This is a genomic window from Aureimonas altamirensis (genome assembly GCF_023702225.1).
Classification (GTDB): domain Bacteria; phylum Pseudomonadota; class Alphaproteobacteria; order Rhizobiales; family Rhizobiaceae; genus Aureimonas; species Aureimonas altamirensis_B.
Map to the genome: position 1 here is coordinate 138,622 of NZ_JAMQCO010000003.1, position 18,997 is coordinate 157,618.

Below are 18,997 nucleotides of genomic sequence, written 5' to 3' on the forward strand. Positions count from 1 at the left end.
GATTGTCGCCTCAGCGCTCGGTCAGCTTGAATTCAATACGGCGGTTGCGGGCACGGGCGTCAGGGCTGTCGCCTTCCTCGAGGGGCTGGTACTCCCCGAAGCCCGTGGCGGCCAGCCGATTGGCGGGAACGCCCTGCGTGATGAGGTACTTCACCACCGCGCCGGCACGCTCGGTGGAGAGTTGCCAGTTATCGCTGAACCGCCCCCCGGAAATCGGCACGTTGTCGGTATGGCCGTCGACGCGAATGATCCAGTCGATATCCGAGGGGATTTCGCGGTTCAACTCCACGATGGCCTGGGCAAGCTTGGCAAGCTCTTCCTCACCGATCGGCTGGAGGACATCCGACCCGGACGGAAACAGCACCTCCGACTGGAAGACGAAGCGATCGCCCACGATGCGGATATTGTCGCGGTCCGACAGTATTTCGCGCAGGCGGCCGAAGAAGTCGGACCGGTATCGGTTCAGCTCCTGTACCCTCTGCGCCAGTGCGACGTTGAGGCGACGGCCGAGATCGGCGATCTGCGTCTGGCTCTCCTGGTCGCGCGCTTCCGAAGCGTCGAGCGCCTCCTCCAGCGCCGCGATCTGCTGGCGAAGCGCCGATAGCTGCTGGTTGAGAAGCGCAACCTGGCTACGCGCCGCTTCCGATATCTGCTGCTCGCTTTCCAGCTGTCCCTGAAGATCGCCGATGCGCGCATCCGCCGCGGCGGCGCCGCCCGCGCCGGAGTCGAGCGCCGACTGCAGCCGCGAGCGCTCGTTCTCGGCCGATTGGAGGGAAGCCTGCAAGGCGGCGATTTCGTCCTGGAAATCCGAGCTGCTGGATCGCTCCAGCGCCAGTAGCTGGTTCAGTTCGGCGATCTGCGAGTTCAACTGTTGAAGCACGGTATCCTGCCCGGACAATTCGCGGCTCAGAAGAAACTGGGCGATCACGAACACCGACAGCAAGAACATGATGGCGAGCAGAAGCGTCGACAGGGCGTCGACGAAGCCGGGCCAATAATCCACCGGCCGGCGCGATCCGCTTCTGCGCGACAGCCCCATCGCCTCAGTACCTGTCCTGCCGCTGGCCGAGATGTCCGGCAAGACGGTCGAGCGTACGGCGCAGCTCCTGCTGCTCGCGCGCCTGCGTTTCGACGAAGTCGCGCATCATCTGCTGCTCGGAACGCATGTGCTGCACCAGACCCTGGATGCTTTCGGCAAGGCTGGCCATCGCTGCGCCGGAGCGCGGCGCGGCGCCTTGATCCTGCATGAGGCGCGTTATCCGGTCCGCCAGAATCTCCATGTCGGCGCCGGATGACGCCGCGGCCGGGGTCATCGGCATGGGCCCCGCTACCGCGACGGCCTCGCCGCCCGCGTCGGTCACCGTCGCCAGCCAGTTCTCCACCTCGGTGTAGAAACGGTTTTGCGCGCGGCCGATCTGCAGGTCGAGAAAACCGAGGATCAGGGAGCCAGACAGGCCGAAGAGAGAGGACGAGAAAGCCGTTCCCATGCCGGCGAGCGGAGCGGAAAGGCCCTGCTGGACCGAGTTCAGGACGGTCGCCGCGTCGGTTGCCGTCGGATCGAGCGACTGGATGGTGGACGAGATCGAGCCGATCGTCGTCAACAAGCCCCAGAACGTGCCGAGCAGGCCCAGGAAGACCAGAAGACCGACAAGGTAACGGGAGATATCGCGCGTTTCGTCCAGCCGCGTGGCCAGCGAATCGAGGATGGACCGGACGAGCTGCGTCGGCAGCGGCTGGCCGATGCGCCGGCCGGCCAGAAGGGATTGCATCGGCGCAAGCAGGACCGGCGCGCGAACGTCGTCCGCCTCGTCCGAGCCGTCGCGATAGAGGTTGATCCACCGAACCTCGCTGGACAACCGCAGGATCTGCGCCAGCGCCAGGATGATACCGACGGCAAGAACCCCGCCGATCAGCCCGTTCAGACCCGGATTGGACTGGAAAGCGGCAACGACCTGCCGCCCCAGGATCAGGCCGACGAAACCGGCAAGCGCCAGAAAGACCGCCATGGTCCAGAAATAGACCATGGGGCTGGAAAGGCGTTCCGGCATGACATGGGCCGGTCGCTTGTCCTCACGCGGCGTACTCATCACCTGCATCGGCACGTCATCCGGTGTTGCGCCACGTTGGGTGGCTTATCTCATCTTCCTTGTAACCGGCCTTTGCGGCAAGCTCCAACCCCCGTCGCGAAGCTCTATCCACGCTTTTCGGTTTCAGGCGAGGATCAGGCCGAGCGCTGGCTGGCCGCGCGGTAGGCGTCGTTCGCCTTTTTCAGTTCCGCCGCCATCGCCCGCAGGATCAGCTCGTTGCCGCAGGCGATATCGCCTTGCAGATGATCGAACTTGTCTCCATCGACGCTGCTGACGAAGCCGCCGGCCTCACGCACGACGATGGAGCCGGCGGCGATATCCCAGGGCAGCACGCCGCGCTCCCAGAAACCGTCGAAGCGCCCCGCGGCGACATAACACAGGTCCAGCGAGGCTGCGCCGAGGCGGCGTACGCCCGAGCTTTCGCCCATGATCTGCCGCATCTCGTAGAGGAACCGGCCGTGCCCGCCCTTGCCCAGGAAGGGAATGCCCGTCGCGAACAGCGCCTCCGGCATGCGCTGGCGGTTGGCGACGCGGATGCGCCTGTCGTTCAGGAAGGCGCCGCCGCCCCGCTCAGCGGTATACAGCTCGTCCTGGATGGGGTTGAAGACCACCCCCGCGACGATCTGGCCGTCGCGCTCCAAGGCGATCGACACGGCGAAGATGGGAATGCCGTGCAGGAAGTTCGTTGTGCCGTCGAGCGGGTCGACGATCCAGCGATGCTGGCTGTCCTTGCCCTCCAGCTCGCCCCGTTCCTCCATCAGGAAACCCCAGTCGGGCCGGGCGCGCGACAGCTCCTGAAACACAATTTCCTCCGCCTTGCGGTCGGCGTTGGAAACGAAATCGGCCGGCCCCTTCATGGAGACCTGCAGGTTCTGCACCTCGCCGAAGTCGCGGATGAGCGAGCGCCCCGCCTTCATCGCGGCCTGGGTCATCACGTTGAGCAGGGCTGAACGGGCCATGTCTTAGCAGTCCTTGAATGATGTGGCCGCCGGAGCCCGTCTGCGGGGCCCGGCGGCGCGATTTCGTGTCCGGCGCGGCGATGGCGTCAGTCGGCGCGGCGGATGTAGGTGATCTCGTTGGTATCGACGAGGATCCTCTCGCCGCTTTCGATGAAGGGCGGCACCATGACGCGAATGCCGTTTTCCATCATGGCGGGCTTGTAGGAAGAGGCTGCCGTCTGGCCCTTGACGACCGGATCGGCCTCCACGATCGTCAGGACGACCTGGTCGGGAAGCGAAATGCCGATCGGCCGCTCCTCGTGGCTTTCGACCGTCACGGTCATGCCGTCCTGCAGAAAGGCGGCGCGGTCGCCGACGAAATCCTTCTGCAGCTCGAGCTGCTCGTAGGTTTCGTTGTCCATGAATACCAGCATCTCGCCTTCGGCGTAGAGGAACTGATAGTCCTTCTGCTCCAGTCGGACGCGTTCGACCGTTTCGGAGGCACGGAAACGCTCGTTCAGCTTGGTGCCGTCGATGAGGTTCTTCAGTTCGACCTGGTTGAAGGCGCCGCCCTTGCCGGGCTTCACATGGGCCGTCTTGACCGCGGCCCACAGGCCGCCATCATGCTCGATCACATTGCCAGGACGGATTTCGTTTCCATTGATCTTCATGAAGGTCGCTCGACATTTGAAAGAACGAAGGTGGCGCCAGTGCGCCCCTTTTGCCCGCTCAAGACCACAAAAACCGGCCTGTTACAAGACGTTCAGCTGGAGCGGAAGCGATTGGCCGCGTCCAGGGCGGCCTTCTGGTCGTCCGGCGAAAGGCCGCGGAAGAAGCTGTCCAGTTGCGGATCGGTGTTGCGCGCGCGGCGCGCCAGAACCGTCCATTTGGCGGCCTCCGCCATATCGCGGGCGGTGCCTATGCCATCCTTATAGAGATGGGCGACGCGGTTGACGGCGATCGGGTTGCCGCGCTCGGCTGCGCCCTTCAGCCAGCGGAAGCCCTCGCGCGCCTCGGCAGGCCCGCCGCGTCCGTTGATCAGCCAGATGCCCAGTTCTATCTGCGCCGTGTCGTGCCCCTGCATTGCCGCCTGCCGCAACCACCAGCGCGCGGTGACGTCGTCGCGGGCCGAAACGCCGCGCCCGTTGGCGTAAAGCTGCGCCATCGCATATTGCGCGTCGGAGACCCCCGCGTTGCCGGCCACCTCGAAATAGCGCAGCGCCTCTTCGAAGCCGCCGGTGGGCGAAGACTGGATCAGCATCTGGCCGTAGTTGAAGGCCGCCAACGGCTGCCCGGCATTGGCGGCGGCGCGCATCAAGTCGCGCGCACGGGCGGGGTCACGCTCCACCCCCTCGCCTTCCAGCAACATCAGGGCATAACGGAATTCCGCTTCCGGACGCCCCGCTTCCGCACTGAGGCGATACCAGCGCGCCGCGCCCGGCACGTCGAGCTGGACGCCCTGCCCCCGCAGAAGCAGTTCGGCCACCAGCGACTGGGCCGCCGCGTCGCCCATATGGGCCAGCGGCTCGGCGATCCGGAACGACGTCAGGTAGAAGCCGCGCTGATAGGCGCTGAAGGCGGCGGCGATATCGCCGCCGGCCGGCGCCTCGCCCGTCGTTGGATCGGGCAACAGCCTTTCCTGGGCCTTCGCGGGGCCGGCTGCCAGCAGCGCCGCCAGCGCCAGGAGCGCAAGGCGTTTCATGCGGCGGCACTCCGCTCGAGCGCGTCGAACAGGGCGTTCGCTTCGGCCACGGCCTCACCCTCCCGGCCCTCGGTGCCGAAGATCGCCCGCGACAGAAGAATGAATTCGGCTCCGCTCGCGGCCGCCGCCGGCAGAGCCTCCAGCGCGCCGCCACCCGACAGGATGGCCGGCACCTCCACGATGGCGGCCCACCAGGATGCCAGATCGATGTCGGCCGGGCGCGCCGCGTCGTCCTCGCCGCCGATGGCGCCGAACAGGAGATAGTCGGGCATCCGCTCGCCCGCCTCCAGCGCCTCGTGCCGCGTATCGAAGCCCGAGGCTCCGACGATGGCTTTCGGCGCGAAGCGCGCGATCGCTTCCGACAACGCCTCGATATCCCCCCCGGTGACATGAATCCCGTCGGCACGTACGCGGCCGGCGCAGCGGGTGTCGTCGACGACGATGGCGGCCGCGCCCGCCTCCTGGATCATCGGCACCAGCGTTTCGGCAAACGCCTGGTAGGCGGTCTCGCTCCGGCCGGCCGGATCCAGGATCACGCTTGCGACATCGCCGCCGGCGAGTGCCCGCGACAATGCCTCACGGCCCGGAGCGCCGTCGGCAAGTAGGGTTGTCGCCAGCATCAGGCGGGGGCGCACGAAATCAGCAGTCATCGAATTCACATCTGTCGTCTTGAAATGGATACGGCGCCTTTCGGCGCCGCATTTTTGCATCTTGTCGGATCGTTATCAATTCGCCCGGTTGGTCCTCAATCTCTCGATCTCATCCTTCAGCAGCAGCTTCCTGCGCTTCAGCTCCGCGATCTCCCCGTCCGGGGTGGCCGGCTTGGTGCGAAGCGAAGCGATCTCGCTGTCCAAGGCGCTGTGACGCTGTTCCAGCGTCTCGAGATGGGTATCAAGGGACATTCCAGACTCCTCTGTTTGTTTCCTCGAGCTTCCGGTCCCGCCTTCCGGCAAAAGCCGTAGTCGCAGCCGGGAAGCTTCCCATAAGCTTGGGTCGTTACGGAAGGGGTGCAAGATCATTCTTTGAGAATTTTGTGACGGCTGGTATTTGCAGCCGGAAGAGCGCGTACCCGGCGGGTATGCGTCACGCATTCGTCAGACCCCGGGGGGCAGATGTCGGATCAGGAACAGGCGGCGTTGCGGCTGCAGGTCGCAAGGCTCAGGCAAGACCACGCCGATTTCGACGCGGCGATCGAGGCGATGGAAGCAACCGGCTGCGACCGGTTGCGCATCCAGCGCATGAAAAAGAAGAAGCTGTCCATCAAGGACCGCCTCCAGGATCTCGAAGACCAGATCCTGCCGGACATCATCGCATGAGCGTCCCCGTCGCCATCATCATGGGCAGCCAGTCCGACTGGGCCACCATGCGCCATGCCAGCGTGACGCTGGATGCGCTGGGAATCGCCCACGAATCGCTCATCGTCTCCGCTCATCGCACGCCGGCGCGCCTTTACGAATTCGCTTCGGGCGCCCGCGACAAGGGCTTCAAGGTGGTCATCGCAGGCGCCGGCGGCGCCGCGCACCTGCCAGGCATGGCCGCAGCCATGACGCCGCTTCCGGTGTTCGGCGTGCCCGTCGAAAGCAAGGCCCTGTCCGGGCAGGACAGCCTCCTGTCCATCGTGCAGATGCCGGCCGGCATTCCGGTGGGGACGCTGGCCATCGGCCGCGCCGGCGCCGTGAACGCGGCGCTCATGGCGGCGTCGGTGCTGGCGCTGTCCGACGCGGCGCTGGCCGAAAGGCTGGACGCCTGGCGCGCGCGGCAGACGGAGGCCGTGGCCACCCACCCCTCCGACGGGGAGCCGGCACCTTGACCGCGATGCCGCGCCCCCTGCCCCGGGGCTCGACCGTCGGCATCATCGGCGGCGGCCAGCTCGGCCGCATGCTGGCCTGTGCGGCCGCACGCCTGGGCCTGCGTACCGCCGTCGTGGACCCGGACCAGGATTGCCCGGCGGCACAGGTGACGAACGTGATGGTGCAGGGCGCCTACGACGACCCTGCCGCCCTGGCGGAGCTGGCCCGGATCAGCGACGTCGTCACCTATGAATTCGAGAACGTGCCCGTGGGCCCGCTGCGGCGTCTGGCGGCCATCCGTCCGGTGCATCCGCCCGTCGAGGCGCTGGAAGTGTCGCAGGACCGCGTGACGGAAAAGGCATTCCTCAACGGGGTCGGCATCGCAACCGCGCCGTGGCGTGCCGTGGACGACGCGGAAGAGCTCGAGCACGCCCTCGTCGAACTCGGCGGCGACTGCATTTTGAAGACGCGGCGGCTCGGCTACGACGGCAAGGGACAGGCCGTCCTGACGCAGGACGCGGCGGCCGGCGATGCCTTCGCAGATATCGGATGCGTCCCCGCCATCCTTGAGAAGAAGGTCCCCTTCGAGCGCGAGATTTCAGTGATTGCGGCGCGCGGCGCCGACGGCGCGCTGCGTGCCTATGATCCGGCCGAGAACGTGCACAGGATGGGCATCCTGCGGACGAGCACCCTGCCGGCGCGCGTTTCGCCGCAGCAGGCCGAAGAGGCGATGCGCATCGCAGGCCTGATTCTGGATCGCCTGTCCTATGTCGGCGTGATCGGCGTGGAGTTTTTCGTCGCGGCCGACGGTGCGCTGCTGGTCAACGAGATCGCGCCGCGCGTGCACAATTCCGGCCACTGGACGGAAGCGGCCTGCCTGATCTCTCAGTTCGAGCAGCATGTGCGCGCCGTCTGCGCCATGCCTCTGGGAGACCCGGCCCGGCATGCGAACTGCGTCATGGAAAACCTGATCGGCGACGATGTCGAGAAGGCACCGGCGCTGATGGCCGAGCCATCGCTGCTGTTGACGCTCTATGGCAAGGCGGAAGCCCGGCCTGGCCGGAAAATGGGTCATTTTACGCGGGTTGGCGCCGCCGTGTGATTGACATCGGTCCCGGCGGCGTCTATGCCGTGCCCATCGAAGGGCGCTCTAGCAATGGGGCGCCATTTTAACGCGACGGCATGATTTTGCATTGATCGTCGCCTGTCCAACATACCGACGGTCGAGTGTCATGAAGATCAAGAATTCCTTGAAGTCGCTCAAGGGCCGCCACCGGGCCAACCGCATGGTTCGCCGCAAGGGGCGCATCTACATCATCAACAAGCAGGCTCCGCGCTTCAAGGCGCGCCAGGGCTGAAGCTTGCCGGCGCGGGCGCTTCGGCGCCCGGTCGAGCCGGATTGCCGTTCCAGGCAGGTAATTGCATTGACGAAGCGCATCGGCGGTCTAAACTCTGCCGATGCGCTTTTTCTTTGCCCTTCTCCCGATCGTGCTTCTCGCCGCTCCGGCGTCTGCGCAGACGGTTGCCCCCTCCCCTGAGATCGAGGCGATCGCGCCGGATGCGCTGCTGCCGCCACCGGCTTCCGTGCCGGGTGTCAGCCGGACCGACCAGCGGACTCTCAGCCGCGACGAAAGGTTGGACGCGCTGTTCCACGATCTGCGACGGGAGGGAAATCGCGCCCGCGCCGAGCGCATCGCCCGGCAAATCCAATCCGTCTGGAACGACAGCGGCAGCGCGACGGTGAATTTGCTGCTGACATGGTCCGAGCAGGCCATCTCGGACAACAAGCTGCCCGTCGCCTTCGACCTCGTCGAGCAGGGTGCTGAGTTGCAGCCCGACAACCCCGAAATATGGAACCGGCGCGCGATGCTGAATTATCGCAGCGGCAATTTCGGACGCGCCATCGTGGACGTGACGCAGGTGCTGACGCGTGAGCCGAGGCACTATCCGGCGCTGATGGGGCTGGGCGCGATGCTGGAGGAGACCGGGCGCAACGAACAGGCGATGGAAGCCTATCAGCGCGCGCTCGACGTGTACCCGACGCTCAAGGACGCGCAGGACGCGATGGCGCGGCTGGCCGACCAGATGGCCGGCCAGCGGGCCTAGAGCGTTTCCGGCTCGTACTGAAATGCTCCAGTCTGACGAATGATCAGACGGCCGACAGGCCGTCCGAGCCGATATAGGCGATGCGCAGCATGTTTGTGGCGCCGGGCGTGCCCAGCGGCACGCCGGCCGTAACGATGACCCGCTCGCCGGGCCGGGCCAGTTCCTGCTCCACCGCCACGCGGCATGCCTTGTCGACCATGCCTTCCAGATCCGTGGCATCTTCCGTCACCACGCAATGCAGGCCCCAGGCGATGCTGAGCCGGCGTGCCGTCGCCACTTTGGGGGACAGGGCGATGATCGGCAGCAGCGGGCGCTCGCGGGCTGTACGCAGGCCGGTATTGCCGGTGGATGTATAGGTGACGATGGCCGCCACGCTGAGCGTCTCCGCCATCTGGCGTGCCGCCAGCGAAACCGCATCGGCGCCGGTCGCCTCCGGCGTGGAGCGCTGGGCGGATATGATGCTGGCGTAAAGCGGGTCCCGCTCCACCTGAACGGCGATCCGGTCCATCGTCTCGACCGCCTCGACCGGATAGTCGCCGGCGGCGGATTCGGCCGACAGCATCACGGCATCGGCGCCTTCGTAGACGGCGATGGACACGTCCGACACTTCGGCACGGGTCGGTACCGGAGCCGAGATCATGGATTCAAGCATCTGCGTCGCGACGACAACCGGCTTGCCGGCCTTGCGCGCCGCACGCGTGATGCGTTTCTGGATGCCGGGCACGGCTTCGAGCGGCAGTTCGACGCCCAGATCGCCGCGCGCCACCATGATGGCGTCGGAAAGCTCGATGATCTCGTCGAGGCGTTCGACGGCCTGCGGCTTCTCGATCTTCGACAAAAGGCTTGCGCGGCCCCGCGCCACCTTGCGTGCCTCGGCAAGGTCTTCCGGACGCTGGATGAAGGACAGCGCCACCCAGTCCACGCCCTCGGCCAGCACGGCGTCGAGATCGGCCCTGTCCTTGTCGGTCAGCGCGCCGGTGGCCAGCGTCGTGTCCGGCAGGCTGACGCCCTTGCGGTTGGAGATGCGGTTGCCCGCAACGACCACGCATTCGATATGCCGGCCATCGGTCTTCACGGCGCGCAGTTGCAGACGTCCGTCGTCGATCAGCAACCGATGGCCCACCTGCACCGCTTGCAGGATTTCCGGGTGCGGGAGATAGACGCGGCTGGTATCGCCGGGGGACGGATCGTCATCGAGGGTAAAGGTCTGGCCGACGGCCAGCTCGGCCTTGTCCCCGACGAAGGTACCGACGCGCAGCTTCGGGCCCTGCAGGTCCGCGAGGATGCCGATGGGGCGGCCCACCGCCTTCTCGACGTTGCGCAGCCGGACGACCAGCTCGCGCATCATGTCGTGGCTGGTATGGCTCATGTTGATGCGGAAGACGTCCGCCCCGGCTTCGAAAAGCTTGCGGATCACGGTCTCCTCGGAGGAGGCCGGCCCCAGGGTCGCCAGGATCTTTACACGGCGGTTGCGCTTCATTGCTCGTCGTTGCTCCCGCTCGGGGTTTCGGTCAGCTGAACCATCCAGCTGCCCTGTTGCCCGGTGTCATACTCCCGGAATCCCATTTCCTGAAACCCGCGGGCGAAACAATCTTTCACTCCCACCACCCGGAATTCGTTCTCGGCGATGCACATCTGGATGTCGCCGGCCCAGCGGCTGCGGCCCTGCTCGTCCTCTGCATAGAGGTAGTAGAAGCGTGATTTGAGATCGCCTTCGACGACGGACCGGCAGGTGGTGGCCGGGATGCGCCACCAGCCTTCGCTGACCCAGCCGTCGGCATCGCGATAGCCGATCGCCACCCCCAGAAGCGCCTGCGTACCGTTGCAGACGCGGAAATCGGCCCGGGCCTCGCCGGGCAGAGCCATCGTCGACAGGAATGCGACCCCGATAAGCGGCATGCCGGTGCGCATGATGCGCCGCCATGCTTCTGTCACCCGGAAAGACATGGATAAACCCCCACGGTATCGGTACCGGACGGACAGGAGCCGAAAGCCCACCGCCGCGTGTTGAACCGGCGTCGGAAAATGCAGATATCGGCACGAGCCGGGAAAGGAAAGAGCGACATGGACGAAAGCACGAAATCGCGAATCGAATGGGAGGCCGCCGCCTTCCGCAGGCTGCGGGACCATTTGCGAGAACGCAGCGACGTACAGAACATCGATCTCATGAACCTTGCCGGCTTCTGCCGGAATTGCTTGTCGGACTGGTATCGGCAGGCAGCGGAAGAATCGGGCGTTCCGATGACGAAGGAGGATGCTCGCGAAGAGTTTTACGGTATGCCCTACGACGAGTGGCGCAGGCAGCATCAGACCGAGGCGACGCCGGAAGCGGTCGCCGGCTTCGCAGCCTCGCATCCGAAAGGCTGACGCCCGGGCATAAGGAAATTCGTAACCATTCGCCGTCATCGACGGCGTTCTCCCGGCGCGGCTTTTCTGCTATCGCCCGCAGACGAAAATCCGGCGCGCCGAGATCGGCCCGCCCCTCGCAAGATTGAATGAGGACTTCATGATGGACTCTCCCGCAGATACCAATGTCGCCGGCGAGGAGTTGCGTTCCTTCGTCGAGCGCATCGAGCGGCTCGAGGAAGAGAAGAAGACGATCTCCGACGACATCAAGGATGTCTACGGCGAGGCCAAGGGCCGCGGCTACGACGTCAAGGTGCTGCGCAAGATCGTCTCATTGCGCAAGCAGGACGCCAATGAGCGGCAGGAGCAGGAAGCCATCCTGGACCTGTATCTGCAGGCGCTGGGAATGAGCTGAGGCGCACCTCGTCACAAGCGAAAGCGGGCCGATGTCCGAAGTACGATACGATTACTGCGTCATCGGCGGCGGCATCGTCGGCCTGGCCACCGCCCTGAGCCTGATCGACCGCAATGCCACGGCGCGGATCGTCCTTCTGGAAAAGGAGGCGCAGTTCGGCCTGCACCAGACGGGCCACAACAGCGGGGTCATCCATGGCGGCATCTATTACCAGCCCGGCTCGCTGAAGGCACGGCTGTGCCGCGAGGGCGCACAGGCCACGAAGGATTTCTGCGCCCGCAAGTCGATTCCCTTCGAGACATGCGGCAAGCTTCTCGTCGCGACGAACGATGTCGAGATGGAGCGCATGGCGGCGCTGGAGCAGCGCGCGCACGACAACGATATCGCCTATGAGCCGGTGTCCGCTTCAAGGCTGCGGGAGATCGAGCCGGGCATCGCCGGGCTTGGCGCGCTGAAGATCATGGCGACGGGAATCGTCGATTATCGCCGGATATGCCTTGCCATGGCGTCCGAGCTTGCCGAGCGCGGCGCCGAACTTCGGCTGTCCACCCGCGCGGAGCTGATCGCCGAGGAAGAGACGGGAGTCGTCGTCGGCATGGACGATGGAACGCGCCTTCGGGCCGGCCGGCTCATCGCCTGCGCGGGCCTCCAGTCCGACAGGATCGCGCGGCTGGCCGGCCTTCCGGTGACACACCGGATCGTCCCGTTCCGCGGCGAGTACTACACGCTGCCGAAATCCAGATCGGACATCGTCTCGCATCTGATCTACCCGATCCCGGACCCGGACCTGCCCTTCCTCGGCATTCACCTCACCCGCATGATCGACGGTCGCGTCACCGTAGGCCCGAACGCGGTGCTGGGCTTTGCGCGGGAAGGTTATGCGAAGGGCAGCGTCCGCCCATCGGACGTCGCCGCGATGGCCGGCTTCAAAGGCTTCTGGGCAATGGCGCGAAAGAACTGGCGCTCGGGCTCGACGGAATTTCTCAACTCCCTTTCACGCGCCCGGTACCTCGAGCAGTGCCGGAAATACTGCCCGTCCCTGACCCTGGATGATCTCGGCGAGCCCGGCGCGGGCATCCGTGCGCAGGCAGTCCTTGCCGACGGCACGCTGGTTCACGATTTCCTGTTCCTGCAGAGTGAGCGGATGCTGCATGTCTGCAACGCCCCCTCACCTGCCGCGACCTCGGCCATGCCGATCGGCCGCATGATCGTCGACAGGCTCGGGCCCGCCTGATCGTCAGGCGTTGGCGGCCTTCCAGGCGGCATAGCGCTGCCGGGTCTCGTCGTTCATCGGATAGAGGCCCGGCAGGGGCACGCCACGGTCCACCTCGGTCATGATCCAGCCTTCCATCCGCTCCTGCTCGGGAGCTTCGGCCATCAACTGGTCCAGATAGGCTGCCGGTATCAGCACCGCGCCATCCTGGTCCACCACGACGATATCGCCGGGGAAGACGGCAACGCCGCCGCAACCGATGGGCTCCTGCCAACCCACGAATGTCAGCCCGGCAACAGAAGGCGGCGCGGCGATGCCGTCGCACCATACGTCGAGACCCGATTGCAGAACGCCTTCGGCATCACGCATGACGCCATCCGTGACCAGCGCGGCGACGCCGCGCTTCGCCATGCGGGAGCAGAGGATATCGCCGAAAATGCCGGCATCCGGAACGCCCATGGCATCGGCGACCGCCACCACACCCTCCGGCATGGCTTCGATCGCGGCTCTCGTGGAGATCGGCGAGGCCCAGCTGGCCGGCGTGGCCAAATCTTCGCGGGCCGGTACGAATCGCAATGTGAAGGCCGGGCCGACCACCCGGGGCTGACCGGGTTTCAACGGCTTGGTACCGCGCATCCAGACATTGCGCAGCCCCTTCTTCAGGAGCACCGTCGTCAACGTCGCGGTGGATACGCCCTTCAGCGTCTCGATGACCGTGGGGTCGACCGACATGTCCGTTCCTCCCTCGCAGATATCGCTTTCAGGCCGTCGCGCGGCGGTCTTCCTGGCCGAGATCGCGCAGTTCGAGCTTTTCGGCGTTGACGTATTCGGCCTCGGCCTCCTCCAGCGCCAGGCGCGCCGCGGCCAGCTGGGACCTCAGATCCCGCACGGAGTTCATCAGGTTGTCCCGTCGCACCCGCGCCGCCTTCGCGAAGGTGGGGTAGGCGAAATGGTTGATATCGGTCAGCCCGGAACGCCGCTCCTCGCTGGCGATCTGGGCATCCAACTCGGCCGCCATCCGCTCGAACTCGGCCATCATCATGTCGAGCTGCTCGACCTGACGCCGCTTCTCGCCGACCTTGAAGCGCGCGAGCCGCACAAGATTTTCACGCTTGGCCATTCGATTCGTCCCGGTTCCGAGGCGGCGCATTGCAACGCCGCATGACATTTTCCGTTTGCGCCACCTGCCTCGGACAAGCCTCGGCCCGTAGGAATGAGATACTCTGACGGTCTGTTTACGCGCACCGTTAATCATGGCCGGAAGTCTTTAAGGCCGGGTAAACCGCATGTTCGCCGTCCCGACTGCGAATTTAAGCCGATTGTTAACCAATCGGTGTCACGGTTTGGAAAAGTGGGTGAATCAGACATTAATTCGGCAGGGGCCCTCCCCGCCGAGTTGACGGAGAGGGGAACTGGATGCGCGTTCTTTTGATCGAGGATGACAGCGCCATCGCGCAGAGCATCGAACTGATGTTGAAGTCCGAGAGTTTCAACGTGTACACCACCGACCTCGGCGAAGAGGGCGTCGATCTCGGCAAGCTCTATGACTACGACATCATCCTTCTGGACCTGAACCTTCCGGACATGTCCGGCTACGAGGTGCTGCGCACGCTGCGCCTCGCCAAGGTCAAGACGCCCATCCTGATCCTGTCCGGCATGGCCGGCATCGAGGACAAGGTGCGCGGCCTCGGCTTCGGCGCCGACGACTACATGACCAAGCCGTTCCACAAGGACGAGCTGGTAGCGCGCATCCATGCCATCGTGCGCCGCTCCAAGGGCCATGCCCAGTCGGTGATCGTAACGGGCGACCTGACGGTCAACCTCGACGCCAAGACCGTCGAGGTCAACGGCCAGCGCGTCCACCTGACCGGCAAGGAATACGCCATGCTGGAGCTCCTGTCGCTCCGCAAGGGCACCACGCTGACGAAGGAAATGTTCCTCAACCACCTCTATGGCGGCATGGACGAGCCCGAGTTGAAGATCATCGACGTCTTCATCTGCAAGCTGCGCAAGAAGCTGGCAACGGCCACCGAAGGCAAGAACTACATCGAAACGGTATGGGGCCGCGGCTACGTCCTGCGCGACGAAGAAGGCGAGACGCAGGCCGCCTGAGGCCCTGTCGTCTCCCGCGACACCAGAGACGAACGAGAGCGGCGGCACCGGGACGATCCCGGTGCCGCCGCTCTTTTTACTGCATGATCCGGCCTGCGATCCTCAGGCGGCGGAGGACGTGCGCAGCGTGCCGGCAATGGTGAAGGTGACGGCTTCCGCCTCCTGGTTCATGGTGACGTCGAGGCCGGTTTCGCGGGCCAGAAGCAAGGCGTAATAGGGCTGGACGCCATGGGCGTCGATCGGCTCTTCGCCGTTCTGCCCGTTCATCAGCGCAACGAAGCGCGCCGGCACGCGCAGCGGCGTGCCCTCGGCCCGGATGACGATGTCGACCTCCGGTCCCACGCTGTTGAGGCTCACCGTGACCGTATGGCCGCGCGGGACGGACGCGTTGGCGACCACCAACATATTCAGCACCAGCTTGGCCAGGTTCTTCGGCACATAGGCCCTCGCGCCGTTCCAGGTCAGGTTGGCGCGCTCGAATTCCATCAGGCCCCTGGCAACGCTTTCGGCATCGCCCAGGTCGATTTCCGCCGCCGTCGACCCCGACGCGCCATAGGCGATACGGGCGAATTGCAGCTTGGCCACCGCGCTGCGGGTGGATTTGCGCACGAGTTCCATCGATTCCGCGTCGTCCGGCATCTCGTCGAGCAGTTCCAGCCCGCTCTGGATGGCCCCGACGGGAGAGATGACGTCGTGGCACAGGCGGCTGGCGAGCAAGGCGGCGAGATCCGGCGCGGACATGGAAGGAAGGTCTGTCATCGGTGGGAGAGGCCCTTGGCTGTGTTCATGCGGTTTGCCTGGGTCGGCGAATCGCCCTGCCGGGAGCCTACAGCCTGCGGCGAGGGACCGGAAGCGGCGGCGGGCATGGCGGATACCTCAAATGGATGATCGGCCGTTAGCAAATTGAAAACTCTATCATGTTCCAATTTCCCCAGCTTGAACGATGGAAAAGGATGCGCCCGATGGTCTCGTTTTCGAGGCAGGTCCGCCTGTTCGGCGCGATGCTTGTCACGACTGTCATGCTGGCGTTCGCGGCTCCAGCCTCCGCGCAGCAGAGCAGCGGTTATTCATTCGAGGAAGTGATCTCGCAAGGTCACAACTTCTTCGGCACGACGGCAGGCGGCCTCGCCTCCGTCATCGAACACGCCTTCCAGCAGTATGGCGTGCCCAACGGCTATATCCTCGGCGAAGAAGCCGGGGGCGCCTTCATCGGCGGCGTGCGCTACGGAGAGGGCACCCTCTTCACCAAGAACGCCGGTGAGCATCATCTCTACTGGCAGGGCCCCTCCATCGGCTTCGACGCCGGCGGCGACGGTGCGCGCATGATGATGCTCGTCTACAACCTGCCCGCGGTGCAGAGCATCTACGGCCGGTTCGGGGGCGTGACTGGCAGCGCCTATCTCGTCGGCGGCCTGGGCATGACGGTGCTGCAGCGTGAGCAGGTGGTGATCGTTCCGGTGAAGACCGGCGTCGGCGCACGGCTGGGCATCAATGTCGGCTACCTGAAGATCACGCCGACACCGACCTGGAACCCGTTCTGATCCTGAGTACGGACACCGGCCATGCTTGCTGCCGCACTGTTTTTCCTGCTTGGCGCCCTGGTGGCCGTTCTTGGCGCCTTGCTGCTGGTCCCTCTGGTCTGGCGCAAGGCGCAATCGCTTGCGTGGCGCGAGGCCGAGGCCACGATGCCGATGAGCCTTCCAGAAATTAGGGCGGAAACCGACAAGGTGCGCGCCGAGGCGGCCATGGCCATACGCCGGGCCGAATTGCAGGCGGCGTCGGCCCGCGAAGAGGCAGCCATGGCACGTGCCGAAGCCGGCCGGCTGACGGCAAGGGCCGTTCTGGCGGGCGCCGATGCGGCGGGAGAGGCACAAGGGCGCCGCAGCCCGGAAGATACGCTCGAGGCGTTGCGCCAGGCGCCCCCCGCCTCGACGGGCGAGCTGGAGGCGTTGAACGCCCGCCTGCAGGAGATGGATGAGGACTCCGGCGAAAACCGATTGATTCTCGCCGCGGCCCTGATGCGCATCGAACAACTGGAGCTGGATCTTCTGGCCGCGCGCCGGAAGGGCCAGGCGACGGAAGGACCGAACGATGAAAAGGCCCCGGATGCCGATAGGCTGCGCAGGGACGGCATCGGCGGCGGCCTGCGTGCGGACATTCTTGCGCGGGCCGCAGAAGCAGACCCAGCGCTCCGCCGTGCGGCGATCCGCGAAAGACTGGACGAGATCGCGACGACCGTTGCCAGGATCAGCCTGGCAGCGGCAACGGAAGGCTCCAGCCTGTCACGACTGGCGGACGAAGCCCGTTCCGATCCGGACGCCGTGACCGGCAAACTCGCCCGCCGCCTCGTCAGCGAACCACCCGCCGCGTAAAGGCCGTATGTAAGGCGATGGCGGCCGAGGTCGCCACGTTCAGGCTGTCGAGCCCCGGCGCCATCTCGATCCGCAGCCCCCGGCATCGGGCGATTACCGCCGGCGGCAAGCCGCCGCCCTCGGCTCCGACGACGAGAGCGACCTTATCCGGTGGGGTCCAACCGGCCAGATCCACATCGGCCGAAGGCGTCAGGGCCACGATGCCATAGCCCGCGGCGTCCAGGCGGTCCAGGGCGGCGTCGGTGCTGTCGAACCGGGTGAAGGGAACTTTCAGAACAGTGCCCACCGATACCCGGATGGCCTTGCGATAAAGCGGATCGCAGCTTTCGCCATCCAGTACGATGCCGGCGCAGCCGAAGGCCGCGGCATTGCGGAACAAAGATCCCATGTTGTCGTGATTGGATATGCCGAAGGCAGCGAGAACCGGTCCCTCCCCCTTGTCGAGCCAATCGTCCGATGCCTGCCCTGCCCTGCGCCGCCCATGGGCAAGAATACCGCGATGGACCGAAAAGCCGGCGAGCCGGTCCATGACGATCTGCGGACACACATGGATGGGCACCTGGCCGCCGAGCGATTGCAGCCTTGGCAGGAGACCGCCGATCCGGTGTTCGGAAACCAGGACGGATAAGGGCTCGAACAGGGAAGTTGTCAGGAGATGATCCAGCACGACCGCCCCCTCGGCGATGAAATCGCCCGAGCGGACGAGGTCGCGCTCGCGGATGTCGCGGAAGGCGGCGATCCTTGGATCGTCCGCATCGTCGATCGTCTCTACCCTCATGCGCGCTGATTGCACGGCGATGACGGAATTTTCAAGCGCGGCACCGCACGGAAGACACCGAAAACGGCTTGCCATTCGCGAGCGATCCAACTATATCCAGCCCCACACCGAAGGGCGCCCATCGTCTAGCGGTCAGGACGGCGCCCTCTCACGGCGCAAACGGGGGTTCGATTCCCCCTGGGCGTACCACTTCCCCATCATCATTCTCCAAGTTTCAGCATAGCGGCCCGCAGGCTGTGTTGCATTGCCGCAACGCGCGCGCTCGCGTGCATAGGAGACGCACCCACCGCGTGCAAAATCCGTAAAATTCAACTTATCATATACATGATATAGATTGAATCTTAAGGGCTGCGGTGCAAATGCAGGGCATTACTTCCAACAGGAGAGTGCCATGCGCCTCAACCATCGTATCCTGGCTTCCGCCGCCCTCACCTTCGCCCTGGCTGCCCCGGCGCTTGCCGCCGACGTTGTCTTCGAAGAGCCGGCCGCCCCGGTTGCTGCCATCGCCCCGATCGCCCATGACTGGACCGGCTTCTCGGTCGGTGTGTTCGGTGGCGGCGCCACGGGCGATGCGGAATTGACTGACAGCGCCGCCCTCGCCGGTGAGAAGAACGACTTCGACGGCCTGTTGGGCGGCGTTCAGGTCGGCTACGATCAGCAGTTCGGCTCTGTCGTCGTTGGTGCTCGCGCATCCGTCGCCGCTACGAACATCGACAATGGGGATGCTGTTTTATCGTCCAAGCTGAAGTATCTGGGCACGGCGGGAGTGCGAGCCGGCGTCGCGGTCAATAAGCTGCTGCCCTATGCCCACGCCGGCGTCGCCTTCGGACAGACCGAACAGAAGACGTCATCGGCAGCATTCGATAGCACCAAGCTCGACAAGGCCGATCATACCGGCTGGACCGCCGGCGCGGGCGCCGAATATTCGCTGACGCAGAACATCTCCGTCGGTGCCGAGTATGGCTATGTCGACCTGGGCAAGGAAGAAGTCTACAGCGGCAATTATTCCCCCGCTGGCCGCGCCACGGCCACCGTTGCCAACGAAGACCTCACCTTCCATACCTTCAAGGCCGGCGTGAATTTCCGCTTCTGATCATGCTGAGGAGGAGGCCGGTCTACCTGCCTCCTCTTTTTCACC

The 18,997-nt window shown here is 65.3% G+C and carries 25 protein-coding genes and 1 tRNA gene; 13 read left to right on the forward strand and 13 right to left on the reverse strand.

All coding sequences use genetic code 11. From position 1 onward, the window contains the following. Positions 1-10: 10 nt before the first annotated feature. The 7 genes from NDN16_RS05850 to NDN16_RS05880 all read right to left on the reverse strand — a co-directional run bounded on the left by NDN16_RS05850 (position 11) and on the right by NDN16_RS05880 (position 5,629). Positions 11-1,039, reverse strand: a complete 1,029-nt coding sequence (locus tag NDN16_RS05850) for a peptidoglycan -binding protein (RefSeq protein WP_251112694.1) — start codon at positions 1,037-1,039, stop codon at positions 11-13. Between the two features lie 4 nt (positions 1,040-1,043). Beyond that, complete coding sequence (locus NDN16_RS05855) at positions 1,044-2,096, reverse strand: flagellar motor protein MotA (RefSeq protein ID WP_251112695.1); 1,053 nt, start codon at positions 2,094-2,096, stop codon at positions 1,044-1,046. 125 nt (positions 2,097-2,221) lie between these two features. After that, a complete protein-coding gene (locus tag NDN16_RS05860) occupies positions 2,222-3,046 on the reverse strand; it encodes an inositol monophosphatase family protein (RefSeq protein WP_251112696.1) in 825 nt (274 codons plus the stop codon). Positions 3,047-3,132: 86 nt separating this feature from the next. Continuing rightward, positions 3,133-3,696 carry an elongation factor P gene (gene efp / locus NDN16_RS05865; protein ID WP_251112697.1) on the reverse strand — a complete coding sequence of 188 codons (564 nt, stop codon included), beginning with the start codon at positions 3,694-3,696 and terminating at the stop codon, positions 3,133-3,135. Between the two features lie 92 nt (positions 3,697-3,788). After that, the gene (locus NDN16_RS05870) at positions 3,789-4,727 is read right to left on the reverse strand and encodes a tetratricopeptide repeat protein (RefSeq protein WP_251112698.1); all 939 of its coding nucleotides are present in this window, start codon (positions 4,725-4,727) and stop codon (positions 3,789-3,791) included. Beyond that, the gene (locus NDN16_RS05875) at positions 4,724-5,377 is read right to left on the reverse strand and encodes a thiamine phosphate synthase (protein ID WP_251112699.1); all 654 of its coding nucleotides are present in this window, start codon (positions 5,375-5,377) and stop codon (positions 4,724-4,726) included. The genes NDN16_RS05870 and NDN16_RS05875 overlap by 4 nt, the downstream gene beginning before the upstream one ends. A 75-nt stretch (positions 5,378-5,452) precedes the next feature. Next, positions 5,453-5,629, reverse strand: a complete 177-nt coding sequence (locus NDN16_RS05880) for a YdcH family protein (protein ID WP_251112700.1) — start codon at positions 5,627-5,629, stop codon at positions 5,453-5,455. Positions 5,630-5,839: 210 nt separating this feature from the next. Between NDN16_RS05880 and NDN16_RS05885 the strand changes: the two genes are divergently transcribed. The 5 genes from NDN16_RS05885 (at position 5,840) to NDN16_RS05905 (ending at position 8,623) form a co-directional block, all read left to right on the forward strand. Next, positions 5,840-6,043 (forward strand): YdcH family protein, encoded by a 204-nt coding sequence (locus NDN16_RS05885; protein ID WP_039189103.1) that lies wholly within the window; start codon positions 5,840-5,842, stop codon positions 6,041-6,043. Then, positions 6,040-6,537 carry a 5-(carboxyamino)imidazole ribonucleotide mutase gene (gene purE, locus NDN16_RS05890; protein ID WP_251112701.1) on the forward strand — a complete coding sequence of 166 codons (498 nt, stop codon included), beginning with the start codon at positions 6,040-6,042 and terminating at the stop codon, positions 6,535-6,537. Before NDN16_RS05885 ends, purE begins: the two co-directional genes overlap by 4 nt. A 5-nt stretch (positions 6,538-6,542) precedes the next feature. Then, positions 6,543-7,619: a 5-(carboxyamino)imidazole ribonucleotide synthase gene (locus tag NDN16_RS05895; protein ID WP_251112998.1), complete on the forward strand. Its 1,077-nt coding sequence runs from the start codon at positions 6,543-6,545 to the stop codon at positions 7,617-7,619. Positions 7,620-7,749: 130 nt separating this feature from the next. Further along, positions 7,750-7,875, forward strand: coding sequence for a type B 50S ribosomal protein L36 (gene ykgO / locus NDN16_RS05900; protein WP_039189096.1), 126 nt, complete (start codon positions 7,750-7,752; stop codon positions 7,873-7,875). Between the two features lie 100 nt (positions 7,876-7,975). Next, the gene (locus NDN16_RS05905) at positions 7,976-8,623 is read left to right on the forward strand and encodes a tetratricopeptide repeat protein (RefSeq protein ID WP_251112702.1); all 648 of its coding nucleotides are present in this window, start codon (positions 7,976-7,978) and stop codon (positions 8,621-8,623) included. 43 nt (positions 8,624-8,666) lie between these two features. Here NDN16_RS05905 and pyk read toward each other — a convergent pair whose 3' ends face one another. Beyond that, positions 8,667-10,103, reverse strand: coding sequence for a pyruvate kinase (gene pyk / locus NDN16_RS05910; RefSeq protein WP_251112703.1), 1,437 nt, complete (start codon positions 10,101-10,103; stop codon positions 8,667-8,669). Further along, the gene (locus tag NDN16_RS05915; RefSeq protein WP_039189086.1) at positions 10,100-10,534 is read right to left on the reverse strand and encodes a DUF1036 domain-containing protein; all 435 of its coding nucleotides are present in this window, start codon (positions 10,532-10,534) and stop codon (positions 10,100-10,102) included. The genes pyk and NDN16_RS05915 overlap by 4 nt, the downstream gene beginning before the upstream one ends. 153 nt (positions 10,535-10,687) lie before the next feature. Between NDN16_RS05915 and NDN16_RS05920 the strand changes: the two genes are divergently transcribed. From NDN16_RS05920 to lhgO, 3 genes are all read left to right on the forward strand, one after another. Further along, on the forward strand, positions 10,688-10,990 hold the full coding sequence (locus tag NDN16_RS05920) for a DUF1244 domain-containing protein (protein ID WP_251112704.1): 303 nt from the start codon (positions 10,688-10,690) through the stop codon (positions 10,988-10,990). Between the two features lie 142 nt (positions 10,991-11,132). Continuing rightward, on the forward strand, positions 11,133-11,384 hold the full coding sequence (locus NDN16_RS05925) for a DUF2312 domain-containing protein (RefSeq protein ID WP_143190195.1): 252 nt from the start codon (positions 11,133-11,135) through the stop codon (positions 11,382-11,384). Positions 11,385-11,415: 31 nt separating this feature from the next. After that, a complete protein-coding gene (gene lhgO, locus NDN16_RS05930; protein ID WP_251112705.1) occupies positions 11,416-12,618 on the forward strand; it encodes an L-2-hydroxyglutarate oxidase in 1,203 nt (400 codons plus the stop codon). Between the two features lie 3 nt (positions 12,619-12,621). Here the strand turns inward: lhgO and NDN16_RS05935 are convergent, their stop codons facing one another. Together NDN16_RS05935 and NDN16_RS05940 are read right to left on the reverse strand one after the other, a co-directional pair. Next, entirely contained in the window at positions 12,622-13,329 is a 708-nt protein-coding gene (locus tag NDN16_RS05935; protein WP_251112706.1) for a ribonuclease activity regulator RraA, read from the reverse strand. A 28-nt stretch (positions 13,330-13,357) separates the two neighbouring features. Continuing rightward, complete coding sequence (locus tag NDN16_RS05940) at positions 13,358-13,717, reverse strand: flagellar export protein FliJ (protein ID WP_251112707.1); 360 nt, start codon at positions 13,715-13,717, stop codon at positions 13,358-13,360. A 296-nt stretch (positions 13,718-14,013) separates the two neighbouring features. Between NDN16_RS05940 and ctrA the strand changes: the two genes are divergently transcribed. Next, positions 14,014-14,709: a response regulator transcription factor CtrA gene (ctrA, locus tag NDN16_RS05945; protein ID WP_251112708.1), complete on the forward strand. Its 696-nt coding sequence runs from the start codon at positions 14,014-14,016 to the stop codon at positions 14,707-14,709. 102 nt (positions 14,710-14,811) lie between these two features. On the opposite strand, the gene chpT is transcribed toward ctrA, so the two are convergent. Continuing rightward, on the reverse strand, positions 14,812-15,468 hold the full coding sequence (gene chpT / locus NDN16_RS05950; RefSeq protein WP_251112709.1) for a histidine phosphotransferase ChpT: 657 nt from the start codon (positions 15,466-15,468) through the stop codon (positions 14,812-14,814). A 203-nt stretch (positions 15,469-15,671) separates the two neighbouring features. Here chpT and NDN16_RS05955 point away from each other — a divergent pair, with 203 nt between their 5' ends. Together NDN16_RS05955 and NDN16_RS05960 are read left to right on the forward strand one after the other, a co-directional pair. After that, positions 15,672-16,250, forward strand: a complete 579-nt coding sequence (locus tag NDN16_RS05955; protein ID WP_251112710.1) for a DUF1134 domain-containing protein — start codon at positions 15,672-15,674, stop codon at positions 16,248-16,250. 21 nt (positions 16,251-16,271) lie between these two features. Next, entirely contained in the window at positions 16,272-17,081 is an 810-nt protein-coding gene (locus NDN16_RS05960) for a hypothetical protein (protein WP_251112711.1), read from the forward strand. On the opposite strand, the gene NDN16_RS05965 is transcribed toward NDN16_RS05960, so the two are convergent. Next, the gene (locus NDN16_RS05965) at positions 17,059-17,859 is read right to left on the reverse strand and encodes a TrmH family RNA methyltransferase (protein WP_251112712.1); all 801 of its coding nucleotides are present in this window, start codon (positions 17,857-17,859) and stop codon (positions 17,059-17,061) included. The genes NDN16_RS05960 and NDN16_RS05965 overlap by 23 nt on opposite strands. A 114-nt stretch (positions 17,860-17,973) precedes the next feature. Here NDN16_RS05965 and NDN16_RS05970 point away from each other — a divergent pair. Both NDN16_RS05970 and NDN16_RS05975 read left to right on the forward strand, forming a co-directional pair. After that, positions 17,974-18,048, forward strand: a tRNA-Glu gene (locus NDN16_RS05970). Between the two features lie 202 nt (positions 18,049-18,250). Beyond that, the gene (locus NDN16_RS05975) at positions 18,251-18,952 is read left to right on the forward strand and encodes an outer membrane protein (protein ID WP_251112713.1); all 702 of its coding nucleotides are present in this window, start codon (positions 18,251-18,253) and stop codon (positions 18,950-18,952) included. Positions 18,953-18,997: the final 45 nt, after the last annotated feature.